The sequence below is a fragment of the Oscillibacter acetigenes genome, assembly GCF_025567605.1.
Classification (GTDB): domain Bacteria; phylum Bacillota; class Clostridia; order Oscillospirales; family Oscillospiraceae; genus Oscillibacter; species Oscillibacter welbionis.
This window is the reverse complement of the sequence record NZ_JAOQKG010000001.1, coordinates 486,779-502,512: the sequence shown is the minus strand read 5'-3', so window position 1 is coordinate 502,512 and position 15,734 is coordinate 486,779. Positions and strand designations below refer to the sequence as shown.

Genomic DNA, 15,734 nt, shown 5'->3' with positions numbered 1-15,734 from the left:
TGCGGACATACACATATACAGCATACACCTGTTTGTGATTGCTGTTTTTGGGGATATGTCAAAATTGATAAGGCAAAAGTATTCTTAAATTGGGTACAAAAAACTAAGCCCCTACAAAAGGAGCTATCATAATCCTTTGTTCCCACTATTTGATTATAGTTTTATTTAAGAATACCTTGCCGCATATTTTTTACTCCTTTTCTGGATTAAATCATTGTATCACATCAGTTTTAGGAAAGCAAGTACCTAAAAGAAATTTTTCTTCCCCTTATATGTAACAATCATACCGGCTTCCTAGCGTTCAGAATGTTTTCTGCTGTCTGCTGTGGTGTTTGGTTGGAATTGTCCAACCAAAAGCCGATCCGTGGTGTTGTCTGCATTTTACTAAATACAAATTCAATGTATACAGAAAGATATAAGGAGTGGGAGGGATTCCGCCGTAGTTGGCATTGTAGGAAAATCCAAAAGTTTAGATTTTCCCACAATGCTTATCTTTTGGTCTTTGGTTCGGAATAGTGTAGTGCTGGCGGTCTATCTCTTGTTTTCGGTTGCTTGCTTCCTTACCGTACATGAGCATTGGCGCCGGGATTGTCATTACCATAACCTTCCAGCAGATTGATCGCACCCCAAATGCCGAGGCCAGCGCCCAGCGCCACAACGAGGGTCTGAAGAACACCAACAGCAGAATTAAAGAAAGCCATAAATAGTACCTCCGAAAAATATGTTTTTTAGATTTTGGAGGGTACATTTCTCCCACGAAGTTTCATCGAGTCGTTGTCAAATTAGACTGCCGCCGTCAGGCGACAGGTTCACCGGAAAGGTCTGCCTGATACACCTCAACTGCATCATCCGGCTTGAGCTTGAGGCGATGGGACAGAAAACGCTCTATGTCAAAGGCGTATTTCTTGTCATAATCCGCTGTGTAGCGGTAGAGGGGATGCTTTGTGAGATCATATTTGTTGGACAGAAACGGGCGGACGCCGCGAAGCTGCAAGATGCACTTGCCGCCATCCAGCACGGCAAGCTCATCCACGCTCATCAGCTCCTTGCCCAATTTCTGATAGTTCAGCGAATGGGAAACCTCGCGGCCACGGCTCTCGCCGGTGTTATAGCTGTCGATGGTTTCCTTACCCAGCGCCGCCGCCAGCTCTTTCAGCGTACCGGGTTCCTTACCACCCAAAAAGATGGAACAGTCCATGTTGCCGATGATCGTATCCGCGCTGTCTTTATACAGGGCTTTGAGCTGGCTCTGTGCCTGCAAGACAAGGCAGCAGGAGATTTCTCTGGAACGGATCGTCGCCACCAGCTTCTCAAGCCTCGGTATCTGCCCGATATTCGCGGCCTCGTCGATCAGGCAGCGGACATGAACCGGCAAGCGTCCGCCGTACACATCATCTGCCTTTTCGCAAAGCAGATTGAAAAGCTGGGTATAGCACATGGAAATGAGAAAGTTAAAGGTATCATCCGTGTCGGACATGATGATGAACAGGGCGGTTTTCCGGTCGCCCAGCGTGTCCAGTTGCAGCTCGTCATAGGCCGTCAGTTCCCGCAGCTCCTGAATGTCAAAGGGCGCAAGCCGTGCGCCGCAGGAAATCAAGATACTCTTAGCGGTCTTGCCGGCACTTAGCTTGAATTTGGCATATTGGCGGACGGCGAAGTGGTCTGGCTTGCGCTTTTTCAGCTCGTCGAACATCAAGTCTACCGGATTTTTGAAGTCCTCATCGTCCTCACGCACCTCCATCGCATTGATAAACTCAATGAGCGTGGAGAAATTCTGTTCCTCCACCGGCGCTTCATAGTGGATGTACCCGATAAGGGCGGTGTAGAGCAGCGTTTCCGCTTTCACCCAGAAATCGTCACCGGCTTTGCCCTCGCCCTTGGTGTTGGCGATCAGCGTCGTGACCAGCTTCAAAATGTCCTTTTCCGAGTGGATGTAGGCGAACGGGTTGTAGTGCATGGACTTCTTGAAGTTCAGGGAATTGAGAATCTTGATCTGATACCCGTTCTTTTGCAGCGCATGGCCGCAGGAAACCACGATGTCCCCTTTGGGATCGGTGACGACGAAGCTGGTGGGATAGGTTTTTGATGTGCATTGGAGCAGATTGGGCTTCAACCAAAAGCGGGTCTTGCCCGAACCGCTGCCGCCGACGATCAGGACATTTTTGTTCCGCGCCGTTTTCGGGTCTTTGGGGCGGCTATTCATCGTCAGCCGCTCCGTCTGCGTGAGAATGATGTTGTTCTCAAATGCGGGATCGACGTAGGGCTTGATGTCCTCGGCGGTTCCCCATGAAGCGTTTTGTCAAGTGCTTTTTTGAGTTATTGACGCAAATTATCGTGAAAGTGCGAAAGTGCAAAGTGCAAAGGGTCTGCGTTTTGCACTTTCAGCTTGCGGGTTCGGGTGGCTTCTTCTTGATGAAGTTGTACCATTGACCGCCGACACGCCTTGCGCCTAAAATGCCGCCCATGTTGCGCTTGGCATTCTGTACCGTCCTTTCGGATATTCCGGCTTCGGCTGCGGCTTTTACAATGTCCTCACTGGCAAGCTCTTTCCCGTCTGCCAACAGGTCAAGTATCAGCCGTTCCGCCTGTTCGGTCTTGGTGGCGGTGTTGCCGCCCGCGCCGGACAGCAGCTCGTCAGCGGTGATGTCGTATTCGCCTATCCACGAAAAGCCCGTTTCCGGGTCAAGGCAAAAGGCTACGGGCTTGCCCTCCGGCGCAAGGGAAGATTTGTCATGGACGATAACGCGCACATTCGGTTCTCGCTTCACGCGCCCGATCAGCAGGACGCTCCTTGCTGCGGCGCGGAAGTCGATAGAACCTAAGCCCCGGTATGCGCTCTGCCCTCCAGCAGCTTTGTTGAGATGTCCGATAAGGATAACGGCGCACCCGGTACGCTCGGCAACATCGGCAAGGCGGCGGAACATGGGGCGCACTTCGTTTGCCCGGTTCATGTCGGTTTTTTCGCCCATGTACGCCTGTATGGGGTCAAGGATAATCAGCCGCGCCCCGTTCTGCGTGATTGCCTTTTCTATGCGCTCATCGGACAGGGTAAGCTCCCGCTTGGCTTCATCAATCACAAGCACCCGGTCAAGGTCTGCGGCGGCTTCTATCAAGCGTGGCTTGACGGTATCGCCCAGCCCGTCCTCGGCGGTCTGGTAAATTACTTGGAATGGCGGCAATGACTTCATTCCCGGCAGCGTTCCCCCGGTGGTGCAGGCGGCGGCAAGGCGTAGGGCAAAAGTGGTCTTGCCCTCGCCGGGATTGCCCTGCACAATGGTTACTTTCCCAAAGGGGATATACGGCTCCCATAGCCATTCAACGGTCTGTGTGTCAACCTCGCTCATGCGGATAATCTCAACGGTTTCTTCCTGCGGCGGCTCTTTCAAGCCGTAGATTGCTTCCCGCAAATACTTCCCGTCTGTGATTTCTGCCCGGTGCTGCAATACCTCGTTCCAGTCCTTGAAAAGAGGGATAAGCCGATGGACGGTGTAGCCCTCCGGCACGAGCTTCACAAGGCGGCTGCAAGCGTCGTTTCCGGCTTCGTCGCTGTCAAGGCAGAGAAAAACGGTCTTGATGTTCGGACGGTCAGAGAGAAAGCGCAACAGGGCTTTCTCGCCCACGCCGCCCAGTGACAAATAGCTTTGCTTCTGCCAGCCCTTTTTGAACAGGCAGAGGAAAGATAACAGGTCAATCGGGGCTTCAAAGACAAATAACCGCTCGCCCGCGCCCCGATAGGAGAAATTAAAGGCTTTGTCGCTGCCTTTCACATCAAGCCGGAAGTTCCCGGCTGTGCCGCGCTGGTGGGCGTATCTCGGTATGCCGCTTTCATCTCTGCCGACGAATACGGCGTTGTGGTGGGCGGCTTCCTCGTAAATGTCGCCATTGGAAAGAAAAAAGCCCGTCACATCTTCATCAATGCGGCGGGCTTCGGTAAGGTAGCTTTTCACTTGTCCGGCGGTATCGCTGCGGGGCGGCAATCGAAAATCAGAGAGGGGTGCGGGGCTTGGTCTGTCCGGCGCGGCTGCTCCCTGTTCCCCTGTGAGAAGTTCAACGGCTTCGGTGAAGCTCTTGCCGAAAAACTCCATGACAAAATCAACGGGGCCGCCGCCTTTGCTCTGGCTGTGGCGATACCATTTGTTTCCCCGGACGGTCAAGCTGTCGTGCCGTTTCCAGCGGTATTCCTGTCCGGCGCGGGTAAGCTGCTCGCCCTGTGATTGCAGGAAAGAAACAATGTCGGCTTGGTTGGCGCGGTCTATTTGTTCTTGGGTGTAATACATGGTTGATACCTCGCTTTTTGTGGTTGAATTGTTCATAGTTATCAAGTACAATGAAATCGATAAATCGGAATTTGAGGAGGGAACTGCAAATGTTATACATTCAAATAATTACAATTATTGCATTATTGCTTACAGTGTTTTTTAGTTATGACGAATATAAAAAAGGGACAATGAAACTTCGCAATTTTAAGATTATTTGTGTATGCGAAGGTGTTGCCCTTCTGGGAATGATATACTTGATTTTAGCTTAATGTCGAACAAATTCCCATTTATCGGAGATTACATCGGACGGACAAGTAGAACAGCTTGCCCGTCCTTTTTCTTATCGCTCCTGTTCGTGTCGCTTGGTGCGAGTCTGCGTCTGTTCCGGCTGGTCGGCGCGGAGTGCAATATCCACGCACTTGCGTATCTTCTGAAGCTCGCCCACCTCGGCGCGGGCTTCTTTCAGTTTGCCATACTCGCCGTCCCTCTGCTCTTTGAGGGCAGCGTATTCCTGTTCCCATTCCACAATAGGCAAGGTCTTTGTTTCTTTCGGCAGCTTGGCATGGAGATAGCGGTTCGCCGCGTCCCATAGGGCAAGCTCGGCGCGGTGGGCTTCCTCGTACTTATCACGCTTGTTCGTCCAGCCGTTTTTCAGCTTTTTCAGTTGGTCGTGGACGGGCTTGTGCTTGGTGTAATTCTTCCCGTACTCTATCAGCTTTTGCAGTTCTTTCATGCGCTGCTCGGCGGCTTTCATGCCTACTCGGATAGCGTCAGTCTGTTCACTAACAGAGGAAAGGGCAGCGTCCAGCTCGTCAAGATTGGAAATACCATGCTCGGAAAGATAGTTGACCGTCTGTGCTATGGTTTTCAATTCAGCGGCGGCGTGCTGTTGCTGCCAGCTCTGGGAATATTTGCGGCTCTTTTCTCTCTGAACGCTCAAATACTTCATCAACAGATTTGCGAGGTTGGGAGATTGCGGCGGCTGTTCTGGGGCGGTTTCCCGCGCTTTGAACAGGTCGGCAATCCACTCTTTGAGCTTCCCAATCTGCGCCCGGATTTCCCGGATAAGGCGGTTTGCCTTTTGAATACTGCGGTTCAGTTCGCCTTTCTCGGTGGCGATACCTTTCTTCTCCATCTGGCAAGCCGCCACGCCCATGTGGACGGTGGGTATCTCGTCAATGCCGCGCTCGGCGTTGCTGCGGTGGTCGATACGCTCCGGGCTTCCGTTCCTCTCCAAAAAGTCGTTGGTATAGTCAGCCCATGCCTTGCGCCACAAGAGGGTGTTGTCCTTGTCGTTCCAGCCTGTAAGGTCAATTTTGTGCGTCTTGTATCTGCCGCTTGGCAAGCGGATACGCTCGCCGTTTTCGTCAAGGTCATATTCCTTTTTGGACTTCGCCGCCCATGCGCCGCGCTCGTCAAGTGGTCGCATGGTCAGCATGATATGACAATGGGGGTTGCCTCTGTCGGTGTCGTGAATGGCATAATCGACGCACATTCCTCTGGAAACAAATTGAGAGGAACAGTATTCCCGGACAAGCCGGATCTGTTCCTCTCTGGATAACTCTATGGGGAGCGCCGCGTCAATCTCTCTGGCAAGCTGGGCGTTCCCGGCTTTCTCGTAAAGCTCCACGCTGTTCCACAAGGCTGAACGGTCAGAGAATGAGGGCGGTGCGTGGGGCGGCAGCATGATTTCTGTATGGACAACACCGCCTTTGCGGGTGTAGTCGTGGGTCATTCCGTCCCATTCGTTTGTCAGCTTTTCGCCGCTTCGGTAGGCGGCTGCGGCAACGGCTGATTTGCCTTTTCCTCGGCTCACAATGCCGATGTTCCAATGGTAAATGGCTATGGGTATCACCTCCCGGATAGGATAATAAAACCCGCAAAAACAGTACAGACGCCAACGGCGGGTGTACTGTTTTTGTGGGTGTGCAGGGATAGCCGCAAAGCGGCGCAAGGGGTGCAGCCCCTTGTTGCGGCAAAGCCGCCATATCGGAGCGCGGGGTAAAATCCCTGTGCGGAGACAAGCCCTCGGCAGAGCGCACACGCCCGTAAGGGTGTATAAGTGCGCCCTTGTTGCCAAGGGATTATTTAGCTTGTCGTTTCCTCGGCTCGTTTTCTCAAAAACTCCCGCGCTGGTTCACTCGTCAGGGCAAGCCGGAGAAGCGCGGCGGCTTCCTCGTCGGTCATGTTCTTTGCTTCCGGCACAATGCTTTCAAAGACCGCGCCCCGGACAATAAGGCGGTGGCTGCGCGTTCTGCGTTCCTCTTTGGATAGCTTTTGACGCAACATCTTTTCCCGGTTCTCAAACTGCCGGATTTTCTTCTTTCCGTCCTCAATCTCGGCTTGCAGCTCCTCGCGGGTTTTCTCTCTCGGTTTTGTCATAGTTGGTCGCTCCTTTCTGCCTGTCGGCGTAGAAAAAGGACAGTCGATTTCTCGGCTGCCCTTTTGGATGGGTATTAAGTTTTATTGTGTGCTGTTTTATCTTACCCTTATTGTTTTGACACTTTACTTAAACGGGATATTTCATCATCATTATTCAATAATCGTGTTGATAGCAGACTGTACCGCTTTATATCTCCCCTCATTTGAGTGTGCCGCTAAACAGGTAATTAAATATGCTTTTCCATCTTTTTCATACAGAACAACAATGTTATAGGAAGATGCCATTGTTCCTGTTTTCATTCCTTTAACATTTGCATTATAGTACGGTGAATTTTCATCTAAAAATTCATTTGTATTTTTCCATGTAAATTCACCTTGCGGAGTTTGAATTGAAAATTCGCTTTTTCCAATACATTCTTTAACAAAATCGTAGTTAAGGAGCTTCAACGCTACGCGGTTAATGTCATCTAAATGAGAGTCAGCTTGCATAGACGCGCCACTTGGGTCATTATATAAATTTGTTTTGGAATAGCCTGCTTCGATTAAATACTCACTAAGTTCTGTCATGAAATAATCTATATATTCCGTTGCTGTATAACCTTCGCCTAATTCGTTTTTAGCGATATGATATGCCAACGCATAGGCTGCGTCATTTCCGGAAGGAACAAGCATAGCCTCCATGATTTGTTTAACTGTGTATTCCCCAGCATACAGATTTGCTAAAGATGAACCCGCCGGAACAAGTTCTAATACCTCTTGATTTACTTCAACAATATCTTCCAAATCTACTTTTCCCAAAGCATAATCAATGGCAAATAGTTTTGCCAAACTTGCTACTGTGGGAAGTTGGCTATCGCCCTCGTAAAATAAATATTCCTCCTGTTCAATATCATAAACAGAAAATGAAAGAGCGTCCTGCGGAATGTTAAGCTCGTTCGTACTTAGTTGAAAATCAATTTTTTTATAGATGTCCTTTAAGAAATCAAAACGATAAATCCCTGTTTTGTGTAGCCCAATTACTGCAACAAATGCTATAAACAACACTGTTACAAAAGCTATTATCTTTTTACATTTTCTATGCTTCTTCATATTTTTTCTCCCACGAATTTATATCTGCCATTCTGTGCCTTTGAGAAAAGTATAGCACAAGAATATGAACAAATCCACATTATTTCAACAAGTTTGTAGTGCTGTTTTCTCTGGCATATCGCCGCGTTGCTTCCCGTCGTTCCTCGCTGTATGGGGCGGTCAGACGGAAAGAGAAGCGCCCCTTGCGGATTTCAAACTCCATGCAGCCCGTTTCGGGGTCTGCGTCGGTCTGGCGGCACTGGTCGGGGTGCTGTCTGGCGTAGGCGGCAAGCCGTTTCTTCAAGTCGGTGTTGTGGGTGCGGATATGGATTAGCGGGTCTTTCTCGTCAAACCAAATATCGGTGGTCTTTTCCTGCTTCGTAAGCCCTGTTCTCATAAACTCTCCTTTCTGCGCCCCTGTTACGCAGTAGGGGCATTTTTCGGGTGTTTTTCCCGGCTCTTGACTTGGGGAAAATGAGGATTTTCAAATAGAAATCGCCCGGACAGGGAATGGTTCGTCGGGGCGGCTGTTATCGCAAGATTTCTGTTTTTTCCGGCTCTTGACCGTCAGACGCGGATAAACGCGAACTGTCGGCAAGCACCAGTTTGAGCAACTTGTCGCGGAATGTTTCTGTGCTGCTGTGATTGAAAAATAACTCCGCAACAATGGTCTGCCCGTTCCTCTGGGTCGTGATGATACTGTCGGGGGTCTGTTCTGCCATAGGCGGCTCCTTTCTCCGGGTGCAAAAGAGGGATTTCCCGTAGTTCGGAAAATCCCTCTTGGTTGACGGTTATTCTGTTTTACTGTGTGGGCTGTGCGGCGGCTGCCTGCGCCTTTTTCTTCGCCCGGTATTCCCGCGCCTTGATACGGTCATACTCCCGCTGCTTTTCAAGGTTTCGCGCCCGGTACTCCCTTGAATACTGCCGGTGGTATGCGCGGCTCTTTTCCTTTTTGGCTTCTTCGATTTCCTCCCGCATTTGCCGGATTTCCTGCTCGGTCGGTTCTGCAAGCTGTGTCACTTCATTCTCAAACTTGCCGATATAATTGAAATATATGCTGATGTGCTGGATTGCGTATCTCGCCCTTTTCTGGTCGCGCTCATGCACTTCAATCCGGCTGATAAACTCGTTGAGAATGGCGGGGGTAAGCTCGGTAAAGGCAGCATGGCGTTCCGTCAGCTTCAAAAACTTCTGCGCCCGTCCTCCCGCGTTCTCAAAAGCGGATAGCTGCTCTTGGAGCGTGGCAAGCTCCGCTTTCAGCGTGTAGTATTCTTCTGAATACTTCTGCGACATCTGCTCATAGCGGTCTTGCGGGATCGCGCCGAGGGCGTTGTCCTCGTAGAGCTTATTCAGCACCTTGTCAATCTGTTCAAGGCGCGTCGTGATTTGCGGAATACGCTTCTGCTGCTTTTTGGTCTGGTCGGTCTGCTGCATGGCAAGGTTCTTTTTCACTAAGGCTTCAAACTCCGCCCGGTTGCTGATAGAATAGTCCTCGATTTTCTTCAGCACTTCCGTGATGGTCTGCATGAGCAAGTCCGCGTCCATGATGTGCGGGGAATGGCATTTGGGGTTCTTGGCTTTTCCCTTGTGGTACTCGCTGCAATAGGCAACATGGCGCTTGCCGCCATTCCGACAATCTATGCGAATGTGCATTTTTGCGCCGCAGTCTTTACAGAAAAGCAAGCCGGACAGAGGGTGGATTTCCCCGTCCCCGTTGGGGCGTCTGACGGGTGCGTTTTCCAAAATCCTCTGTACGGTTTCAAAATCGCTGCGGCTGATAATCGGCTCATGCACATTTTCTGTGATGTGCCATTGGCTCCGGTCTACATAGTGGTTATGTTTATCCCGGAAATGCTTTGTAGTCTTGAAGTTGACTACATCTCCGCAATACTCCTGCCGTGTGAGAATATTGGTCAAGGTGGCTTTGTTCCACTTGCAGCGGTTATCCTCGTTGAGCGTCTTATTTTTACAGGTTCCCCGCCCTCGGTCTTTCATGTAGAAAGTGGGGGTTGGGATTTGCTCCTGTGTCAGATATACGGCGATTTGGTTGCGGTTTTTCCCGCCGATAAACAGATGGAAAATCAAACGGACAACCTCGGCGGCTTCCTCGTCGATTATCCAAAAATCCTTGTTGTCCGGGTCTTTGACATAGCCGTAAGGGGCTTCGGTGACAATCGGCTTTCCACTCATACCTTTGGTCTTAATGCCCGTTTTCACTTTCTTGCTGATGTCCTTTGCGTACCACTCCGACATGATATTGATAAAGGGCGCAAACTCCAATGTGTCGGGCTTCTCGCTGTCAATGCCGTTGTTGACCGCGATAAAGCGCACATTGTTCCGTCTGAATATCTCCATCGCGTTGCCGACTTGGAGATAGTCACGCCCCCAGCGGGTGAGGTCTTTCATAATGCAGACACCGATTTTCCCGTTTTCCACATCGTCCATCATGCGGGAGTAGGCGGAACGGTCAAAAAATCTGCCGCTTTCGTCATCGTCGATGTAGTGCCGGATATTGGTTAGGTGCTGCCCTCTGGCATAGTTCTCCAAAAATATTCTTTGGTTCTGTATGCTGTTGCTCTCGCCGCCGTCCCTGTCCTCGTCGCCCACGGAAAGGCGGGAGTAAAGGGCTGTAATTTTGCTATAATCAGTCATGTGCATAACCTCCTGTGCGTCCATGTATGTGTCATTTACACTTAAAATTATGCACTCCAACGGGCGCTGCCGTACTCCAGATTTTTGCGGAATTTCTTGGCATTTTTGCCCTTGATATAGACCGCCAGCCGAATAGCGATGGCGGCGGCAACGCCCACGCACAGGTCAATGGGATGAAAGCTGGGGACAAGGGAGTGAAACGCCGTGTTCAGACCGGTCATAATGTTCAGCAGCTTCGCGGAAGCGTCCGAACCGGGAGCCAGCCGCACCGCCTCGCTGACCTTGGTGGCCAGCAGCGCGATGAACACATACGGAATATTGGGAAGGATGAGCTTTTTGACGTTGACTTGCTTCATCGTTCCAGCTCCTTCCGCTTTGTCCTGTCCACCACAGCCGCCTGAATGAGCGACTTGAAGTGTTGCAGCTTTTCCAGCACCGAGGGGCGTTCCGCTTTCCTGACCTGCTTGGCGGTATATTCCTTGAACGCGGCGGTCATGGCGTCGGCGTCCGGCGCTTTGAAGAACACCATGTACCGCTTTTCGCCCTTGACCTTGAATGGAGCGAAGTCAATGCCATACTTCCGGGCGATCCGATTGAATGAGCCGATATTCTGATCGGTGACTTCAATGCTCTGCAATCCCTTATCCTTGGCGGCGAGCTGCTTGACGGTCATTTTTCCGTGGGGATTGGCCTTGCTGTACTGATGCTTCTGATGGCCGTTTTTTAGCTGCTCCAGCAGCTTGGCAACGGCCTTGCGAAATTCCTGTTCGCCCAGCTTTCCGCAGGAGATCATCAGGGATACGATTCTCTGTTCAACTTCTTCCTGCATGACTTATCACGCTCCTTTCCTCCGATTTGCAGGGAGAACGCCGGGACACTAAGGCGGTACCACCAGCCGGTGCAGAAGATGCTCATTCATTTCTGCGCCCCTGTCCCTTGACGGTCAGGATGCCGTCCAGCGTGGTGGCGGTGATCCGCAGGCGCTCGGCCACGGCGATGTCGTTTTTCACGCTTTCATTCACGGTGCCGCCGCAAACCACCAGCACACGAGCGCGGCGCAGATACTCCCGCGCCATGTCGATGCAGTCCTTGTGCTCCTGCGGAATCTCATCGCGTAGGAATAGCGGCAAAAACAGCGCGGGGCAGACGGGCGAAAAGCCCGCGTCATAGACCGCCCTGCAATACTTGGCGGCGTTTTCGGTGTTCTCAAACTCATTCTCGCTCCACGGAGCGGTGATGTAGGCAAGGGGGCGTTTCATCGGTATCAAATCCTTTCTCCCGGAATCGGGCATGAAAAATGACGGCCTTTAGGGGCCGCCGTGAAAATCGTGATTGACCAGCATGGCATAGTGATTGTCGATGGTGGAAACGGAATTGAACAGCGCCGCCATGAGATAGGCTTTCGTATTCCAAACGCGGGTGGTGTTCTCGCGGATACCGTCCATGACCTTTTCGATGTGCATGGAGGTGATCTTTTCAAAGCGCTGTTGGACGAAGCCGGTGGGATACTCCGCATCCCGCCCGATCTTGACTGTGGGGCTGCGGTTCATAGCAACCTCCAGCATAATCTCCACCAGCTCATCAAGCTGCATCCGGTCATACTGCTGACAGAGAATGTCGTATTCGATTTGCTCTCTGATCTCCGCTTTTTTCTCAAATCCGTCCGTCATTCCGTCCGCCGCAGGCAGAAAGAATGAATGAGTGCTTGATAGATCAGTATTTGATTTTTGAGTATTAGATTTCTTAGTATTTAATTGCGCGGGATTATCCGTATCCGGTGCCTCCGTATCCGGGTTGTCCAGATACGGGTTTTCCGTATCTGGTAAAGTCGTATCCGGTGGAGAGGGCTTTCGGGGCTTCTCGAAGATGGTGTACTCCGTGTCGGAAATGCGCCCGTCCTTGCCGCGAAGCTGACGGCGGATGATGTAGCCCGCCAGCTCCAGCTCCTTGAGCGTTTTCCCGATGGCGTCCACGCCCTCCTTGCAGATCGCAGCCAGCCCCCGCGTGGTGTAGTTCCACTCGTCGGGGAGGGAGAGCATCATGGAGAGCAGCCCCTTGGCTTTCAGGGAAAGATTGCTGTCTTTCAGGTGATGGTTGCACATCACCGTGTAATCCCGCGTCCGTTCAACGCGAAATACAGCCATATTGCTTCAATCCTTTCCGCAGGGCAGTCAACCTGTTTGGCCGTCCTCCTCGGCAAACCGCGTATCCAGCCGCTTTACGCTCCAGTTCTGCTTGAACTGTCCCAGCGGGCCGGTGCCGAACTGCGCCAGCGCACGGCGATCCAGCTCCAGCAGCTTTTCCCACAGCTCCGGGTGATGCTTTCGCAGCTTCCGCAGCTCGTCGATACGCTGGAACGGACAGCACCAGCAGGACGCGCGGTGGTAAATCTCATACAGCCCGCCGAAGTCAAAGCCACGGTCGTAACAGGCTTGGAGCGCCTGCGCCTCCGTGATGCCCCATTCCACGAGGGGATACCGCTCATCCTTGCAGCGCCACGCTTCATCGGCGGCGATACCGACATAGTGGATCGCGCCCAGCTCGCCTTTGAGCCGGTTGACCTCCTTGGTGATGAGGTGCGTTTTGAGCTGCCCGGTACACCAGCGGACGCGGATTCCCGGCCAGCCGTTGCCGTAGGGCGGGATGCCCAGCTTTGCACGGTTTTCCAGACTGCGGGGCTTCTGCTTGGGTTCGTCGAACATCAGGTATTCAAAGCCCTTGGGATGCCGCAGCGTAGTGATATGGATGCCGCGCTCCCGGAAAAGATGCTCGTCCAGTTTGGCAAGGTGTTCATACATTTCCGGGAACTCCATGCCGGTGTCCGCTGACAGCACCATATTGATGGGCATATCCCGTTCGATCATCAAAAGCAGCATGGCGGTACTGTCCTTGCCACCGGACAGGCTGACGGCGTGAAACTGCTTGCCGTTTGCGTTCTGAATGGTTTCCCGCATGGGGAAGCCGCTCCGTTTTCACTCCTTTCCCACATCACAGCTCATAGATGGGCTGCTCGTGTTCGTAGTAGGGATCGCACAGGGCGGCAAGCTCGGCCACCAAGTCCTCCAAATCCAGAGAAATCTCGCTGTCTGCCCAATCGCTGCCCTTGTAGACGCGATACTCGGTGACGTATTCGCCTTCTCCAGCGTTCACGCTGAATTTGGCAACGACGGCAAAGCCCATATCCTCTAACAGCCACAGCTCCATCGACCGGGCAGCAAACACCGCGCCGATATAGCTGTCGCCTACGTCCTCATAGAGAAGCGTCGCTCGCTGCTTGAACAGCTCCGAGCTGCGATAGTCCAAGCTCAGCGCATTTTTGCCGTCTGCGCGGTAGGCATAGACCGTTTCGGCCTTGTTCCAAACGGCTTGCAGCAGGGCGTGATAGTCAATGTTTTCCAGAAACTCGTCGATCTCCGTTTCCGTGTAGCCGACCTCCGTACCCTTGCGGAACAGCGTGGTCAGCGCTTTTTCCAGCTCAGTTACTCTGCTCATAGTAATTCCTCCAATCACTTTAGTGACGCCGCTTTTTCCGGTCAGGAAGGATATGCCCCTCAATGACGGCGGCGTGTTTGCGGATTTTGATTTCTCCGCGTTTCTCGGATGCCTGCGCCTTGGCATATCCCACGTCGGAGAGGAACAACCTCAGCCGTTCGCCCTTTTCACCCACAGGAGATTTCCATGACAGGACATCAAAAATAATCATGTGGCGGGTTTCGTCCATAAAGCGCTCCAGCGCAAGGATGCTGTGACCGCCGACAAAATCATCAGCATTCATATTCGGCACCTTGCGCTCTGATCTGAAAGGCGGCAAGCCCATAGCGGGCGATCAGAGTGGCGTTGACGATCAGGCGCAGCGCCTCCGGGTCGATCACCTCCGGTTCCGCCAAGTCCGCCATCGTGACAGCCTCCGTCTTGTCGCAGAGGTCACGCGCAGCCATGAACAGCGCGTAGTTGTGCGGCGAAGTGTTTTTCAGAACCGCATAGCCGAACTCAATCCAGTCCTTGCAGAAGCAATTTGCCGTGCGGCGGTAAATGTCGTCGTTAGAGGTCAGCAGGTACATGGCCGCATAATAGGCGTTAGTATCCCTGCGGCGGCGGTAGCCCTGCACGGCGCATTGATACTGCATCCTGCGCTCATGCTGCTCGTTGCTCCAAAGGCTTCCGTGATAGTGCTTGATCAGCAGGTTCAGGCGCTGGAACAGGCGGCGTTCATGGGGAAATGTCTCTAAGACTGCCTCGCGGTAGCCGACCACACCGGCCTCAATGCGCTCGGCCAGCCACGGGCAGCGCAGGGCGGTACAGCCCAGCTTTTTCACATATTCGGTGCAAAGCTGGCAGCTTACATCCTTGGGGGTGTATTTGAATGTGTTGATATACATGGCGTCCTCCTTTTGGCATGAAAATAGCGGACAAACAAACTGCTTGTCCGCTCAACGGCTCTGGTCGCGCTGGCGCTTTTTCTGCCATGCGTCCAGTAATTTGAAGATGGTGTTCTCGATCTGGAACGGGGTATAGGAACGCGGGAAGTATTTGCGGAGCTTTTCACCGGAAAGGGTAATGTCGTTTTTCTCCGGTTTCTTCTGCTCCATCATAATGGAGAGCATGGTGTCCTCGTTCAGCTCGCCGCTCTGACTGAGCTTTTTCATCCGCTGCGCCTGCGAGAGCGAGGGGGTGGCCTGTTCGCTGTCGATGGTTTCCAGAAGCAGCCCCTGCTCCTTGGGTGTCAGCGCCGCGATCTGATAAGCGGGACTGAGGGCGATTTTCTTTTCGTCCACCATTTGCTGAAGCTCCGGGACTAACTGCGTCAGGGCGATGTAGTTGCGGATGGTATCGCCGCTCACACCGGCATCCTGACCAACTTCATCATCGCTGCGGAACTTCGCCGAAATTTTCGGCGAAGTCAGATCCGTCCGTGCGCCCTGCCGCTTGATGGCCTCCATCTTCATCTTGTAGGCTTTGGCGCGTTCGGATGGAAGAATATTCTCGCGCTGGAGGTTGCTGTCCACCATGATGATGGTGGCAGTGTCCCGGTCAATGTCGCGGACAATGACGGGCATGGTGGCCAGTCCTGCCAGCTCGCAGGCGTGTTTGCGTCGGTGGCCTGCGATCAGCTCATAACCGCCGTCCTCCCGTGGCCGCGCCAGCGCGGGGACGAGGACGCCGTATTCCTTAACACTTTCGGCGGTTTCCTGCATGGACGCATCCTCCCGCACCTGAAAGGGGTGATCCGGGAACGGGTGCAGTTCGGAGAGTGGGATTTGGACGACTACTTCCTGCTGCGGTTTCGGCTTTTTGGATGGCACGGGCTTTTTGCCCGGTTCTTTCTGCGCTGCTTTTTCAGGCATTGTGTTCCTCCTGTCGGCATCTGATTTT

Annotated in this window: 15 protein-coding genes and 3 pseudogenes; all 18 read right to left on the bottom strand. The window is 52.5% G+C overall.

The window, feature by feature from the left end; genetic code table 11:
* Nucleotides 1-572 precede the first annotated feature (572 nt).
* Nucleotides 573-701: pseudogene (locus OCV80_RS02635) on the bottom strand (Maff2 family mobile element protein); the annotation flags it as partial.
* 95 nt (nt 702-796) lie between these two features.
* Nucleotides 797-2,296, bottom strand: a pseudogene (locus OCV80_RS02630) (VirD4-like conjugal transfer protein, CD1115 family); the annotation flags it as partial.
* 85 nt (nt 2,297-2,381) lie between these two features.
* Entirely contained in the window at nt 2,382-4,277 is a 1,896-nt protein-coding gene (locus OCV80_RS02625; RefSeq protein ID WP_267288176.1) for an AAA family ATPase, read from the bottom strand.
* A gap of 322 nt (nt 4,278-4,599) precedes the next feature.
* Nucleotides 4,600-6,213: a MobQ family relaxase gene (mobQ, locus tag OCV80_RS02620; protein ID WP_394802905.1), complete on the bottom strand. Its 1,614-nt coding sequence runs from the start codon at nt 6,211-6,213 to the stop codon at nt 4,600-4,602.
* A 134-nt stretch (nt 6,214-6,347) separates the two neighbouring features.
* Nucleotides 6,348-6,641, bottom strand: a complete 294-nt coding sequence (locus tag OCV80_RS02615; RefSeq protein ID WP_118604683.1) for a DUF3847 domain-containing protein — start codon at nt 6,639-6,641, stop codon at nt 6,348-6,350.
* Nucleotides 6,642-6,791: 150 nt separating this feature from the next.
* Entirely contained in the window at nt 6,792-7,730 is a 939-nt protein-coding gene (locus OCV80_RS02610; protein ID WP_040219241.1) for a serine hydrolase, read from the bottom strand.
* Nucleotides 7,731-7,809: 79 nt separating this feature from the next.
* Nucleotides 7,810-8,106 (bottom strand): hypothetical protein, encoded by a 297-nt coding sequence (locus tag OCV80_RS02605; RefSeq protein WP_008982217.1) that lies wholly within the window; start codon nt 8,104-8,106, stop codon nt 7,810-7,812.
* Nucleotides 8,107-8,239: 133 nt separating this feature from the next.
* Nucleotides 8,240-8,431, bottom strand: coding sequence for a transposon-encoded TnpW family protein (locus OCV80_RS02600; RefSeq protein ID WP_006060444.1), 192 nt, complete (start codon nt 8,429-8,431; stop codon nt 8,240-8,242).
* Nucleotides 8,432-8,510: 79 nt separating this feature from the next.
* Nucleotides 8,511-10,385: a recombinase family protein gene (locus OCV80_RS02595; RefSeq protein WP_267288175.1), complete on the bottom strand. Its 1,875-nt coding sequence runs from the start codon at nt 10,383-10,385 to the stop codon at nt 8,511-8,513.
* A gap of 32 nt (nt 10,386-10,417) precedes the next feature.
* Nucleotides 10,418-10,717: pseudogene (locus tag OCV80_RS02590) on the bottom strand (VirD4-like conjugal transfer protein, CD1115 family); the annotation flags it as partial.
* Nucleotides 10,714-11,190: a PcfB family protein gene (locus tag OCV80_RS02585; RefSeq protein ID WP_267288173.1), complete on the bottom strand. Its 477-nt coding sequence runs from the start codon at nt 11,188-11,190 to the stop codon at nt 10,714-10,716. The pseudogene OCV80_RS02590 and the gene OCV80_RS02585, both read right to left, overlap by 4 nt.
* An 82-nt stretch (nt 11,191-11,272) precedes the next feature.
* The gene (locus OCV80_RS02580; RefSeq protein WP_267288172.1) at nt 11,273-11,620 is read right to left on the bottom strand and encodes a DUF7768 domain-containing protein; all 348 of its coding nucleotides are present in this window, start codon (nt 11,618-11,620) and stop codon (nt 11,273-11,275) included.
* A gap of 48 nt (nt 11,621-11,668) precedes the next feature.
* On the bottom strand, nt 11,669-12,505 hold the full coding sequence (locus OCV80_RS02575) for a DUF6017 domain-containing protein (protein ID WP_055270785.1): 837 nt from the start codon (nt 12,503-12,505) through the stop codon (nt 11,669-11,671).
* A gap of 27 nt (nt 12,506-12,532) precedes the next feature.
* On the bottom strand, nt 12,533-13,315 hold the full coding sequence (locus tag OCV80_RS02570; RefSeq protein ID WP_267288171.1) for a phosphoadenosine phosphosulfate reductase family protein: 783 nt from the start codon (nt 13,313-13,315) through the stop codon (nt 12,533-12,535).
* 34 nt (nt 13,316-13,349) lie between these two features.
* Nucleotides 13,350-13,853 (bottom strand): hypothetical protein, encoded by a 504-nt coding sequence (locus tag OCV80_RS02565; protein WP_147358449.1) that lies wholly within the window; start codon nt 13,851-13,853, stop codon nt 13,350-13,352.
* 19 nt (nt 13,854-13,872) lie between these two features.
* Entirely contained in the window at nt 13,873-14,136 is a 264-nt protein-coding gene (locus OCV80_RS02560; RefSeq protein ID WP_007883217.1) for a DUF5720 family protein, read from the bottom strand.
* Nucleotides 14,126-14,740, bottom strand: coding sequence for a hypothetical protein (locus OCV80_RS02555; RefSeq protein WP_267288170.1), 615 nt, complete (start codon nt 14,738-14,740; stop codon nt 14,126-14,128). The genes OCV80_RS02560 and OCV80_RS02555 overlap by 11 nt, the downstream gene beginning before the upstream one ends.
* A gap of 51 nt (nt 14,741-14,791) precedes the next feature.
* Nucleotides 14,792-15,706 (bottom strand): ParB/RepB/Spo0J family partition protein, encoded by a 915-nt coding sequence (locus OCV80_RS02550; RefSeq protein WP_267288169.1) that lies wholly within the window; start codon nt 15,704-15,706, stop codon nt 14,792-14,794.
* Between the last annotated feature and the right edge of the window lie 28 nt (nt 15,707-15,734).

What these genes read in the sequence shown, in the direction of transcription:
- OCV80_RS02625 (WP_267288176.1), bottom strand. Translation starts at nt 4,277, where the DNA reads ATGTATTACACCCAAGAACAAATAGACCGCGCCAACCAAGCCGACATT.
- OCV80_RS02615 (WP_118604683.1), bottom strand. Translation starts at nt 6,641, where the DNA reads ATGACAAAACCGAGAGAGAAAACCCGCGAGGAGCTGCAAGCCGAGATT.
- OCV80_RS02610 (WP_040219241.1), bottom strand. Translation starts at nt 7,730, where the DNA reads ATGAAGAAGCATAGAAAATGTAAAAAGATAATAGCTTTTGTAACAGTG.
- OCV80_RS02605 (WP_008982217.1), bottom strand. Translation starts at nt 8,106, where the DNA reads ATGAGAACAGGGCTTACGAAGCAGGAAAAGACCACCGATATTTGGTTT.
- OCV80_RS02600 (WP_006060444.1), bottom strand. Translation starts at nt 8,431, where the DNA reads ATGGCAGAACAGACCCCCGACAGTATCATCACGACCCAGAGGAACGGG.
- OCV80_RS02595 (WP_267288175.1), bottom strand. Translation starts at nt 10,385, where the DNA reads ATGGACGCACAGGAGGTTATGCACATGACTGATTATAGCAAAATTACA.
- OCV80_RS02585 (WP_267288173.1), bottom strand. Translation starts at nt 11,190, where the DNA reads ATGCAGGAAGAAGTTGAACAGAGAATCGTATCCCTGATGATCTCCTGC.
- OCV80_RS02580 (WP_267288172.1), bottom strand. Translation starts at nt 11,620, where the DNA reads ATGAAACGCCCCCTTGCCTACATCACCGCTCCGTGGAGCGAGAATGAG.
- OCV80_RS02575 (WP_055270785.1), bottom strand. Translation starts at nt 12,505, where the DNA reads ATGGCTGTATTTCGCGTTGAACGGACGCGGGATTACACGGTGATGTGC.
- OCV80_RS02570 (WP_267288171.1), bottom strand. Translation starts at nt 13,315, where the DNA reads ATGCGGGAAACCATTCAGAACGCAAACGGCAAGCAGTTTCACGCCGTC.
- OCV80_RS02565 (WP_147358449.1), bottom strand. Translation starts at nt 13,853, where the DNA reads ATGAGCAGAGTAACTGAGCTGGAAAAAGCGCTGACCACGCTGTTCCGC.
- OCV80_RS02560 (WP_007883217.1), bottom strand. Translation starts at nt 14,136, where the DNA reads ATGAATGCTGATGATTTTGTCGGCGGTCACAGCATCCTTGCGCTGGAG.
- OCV80_RS02555 (WP_267288170.1), bottom strand. Translation starts at nt 14,740, where the DNA reads ATGTATATCAACACATTCAAATACACCCCCAAGGATGTAAGCTGCCAG.
- OCV80_RS02550 (WP_267288169.1), bottom strand. Translation starts at nt 15,706, where the DNA reads ATGCCTGAAAAAGCAGCGCAGAAAGAACCGGGCAAAAAGCCCGTGCCA.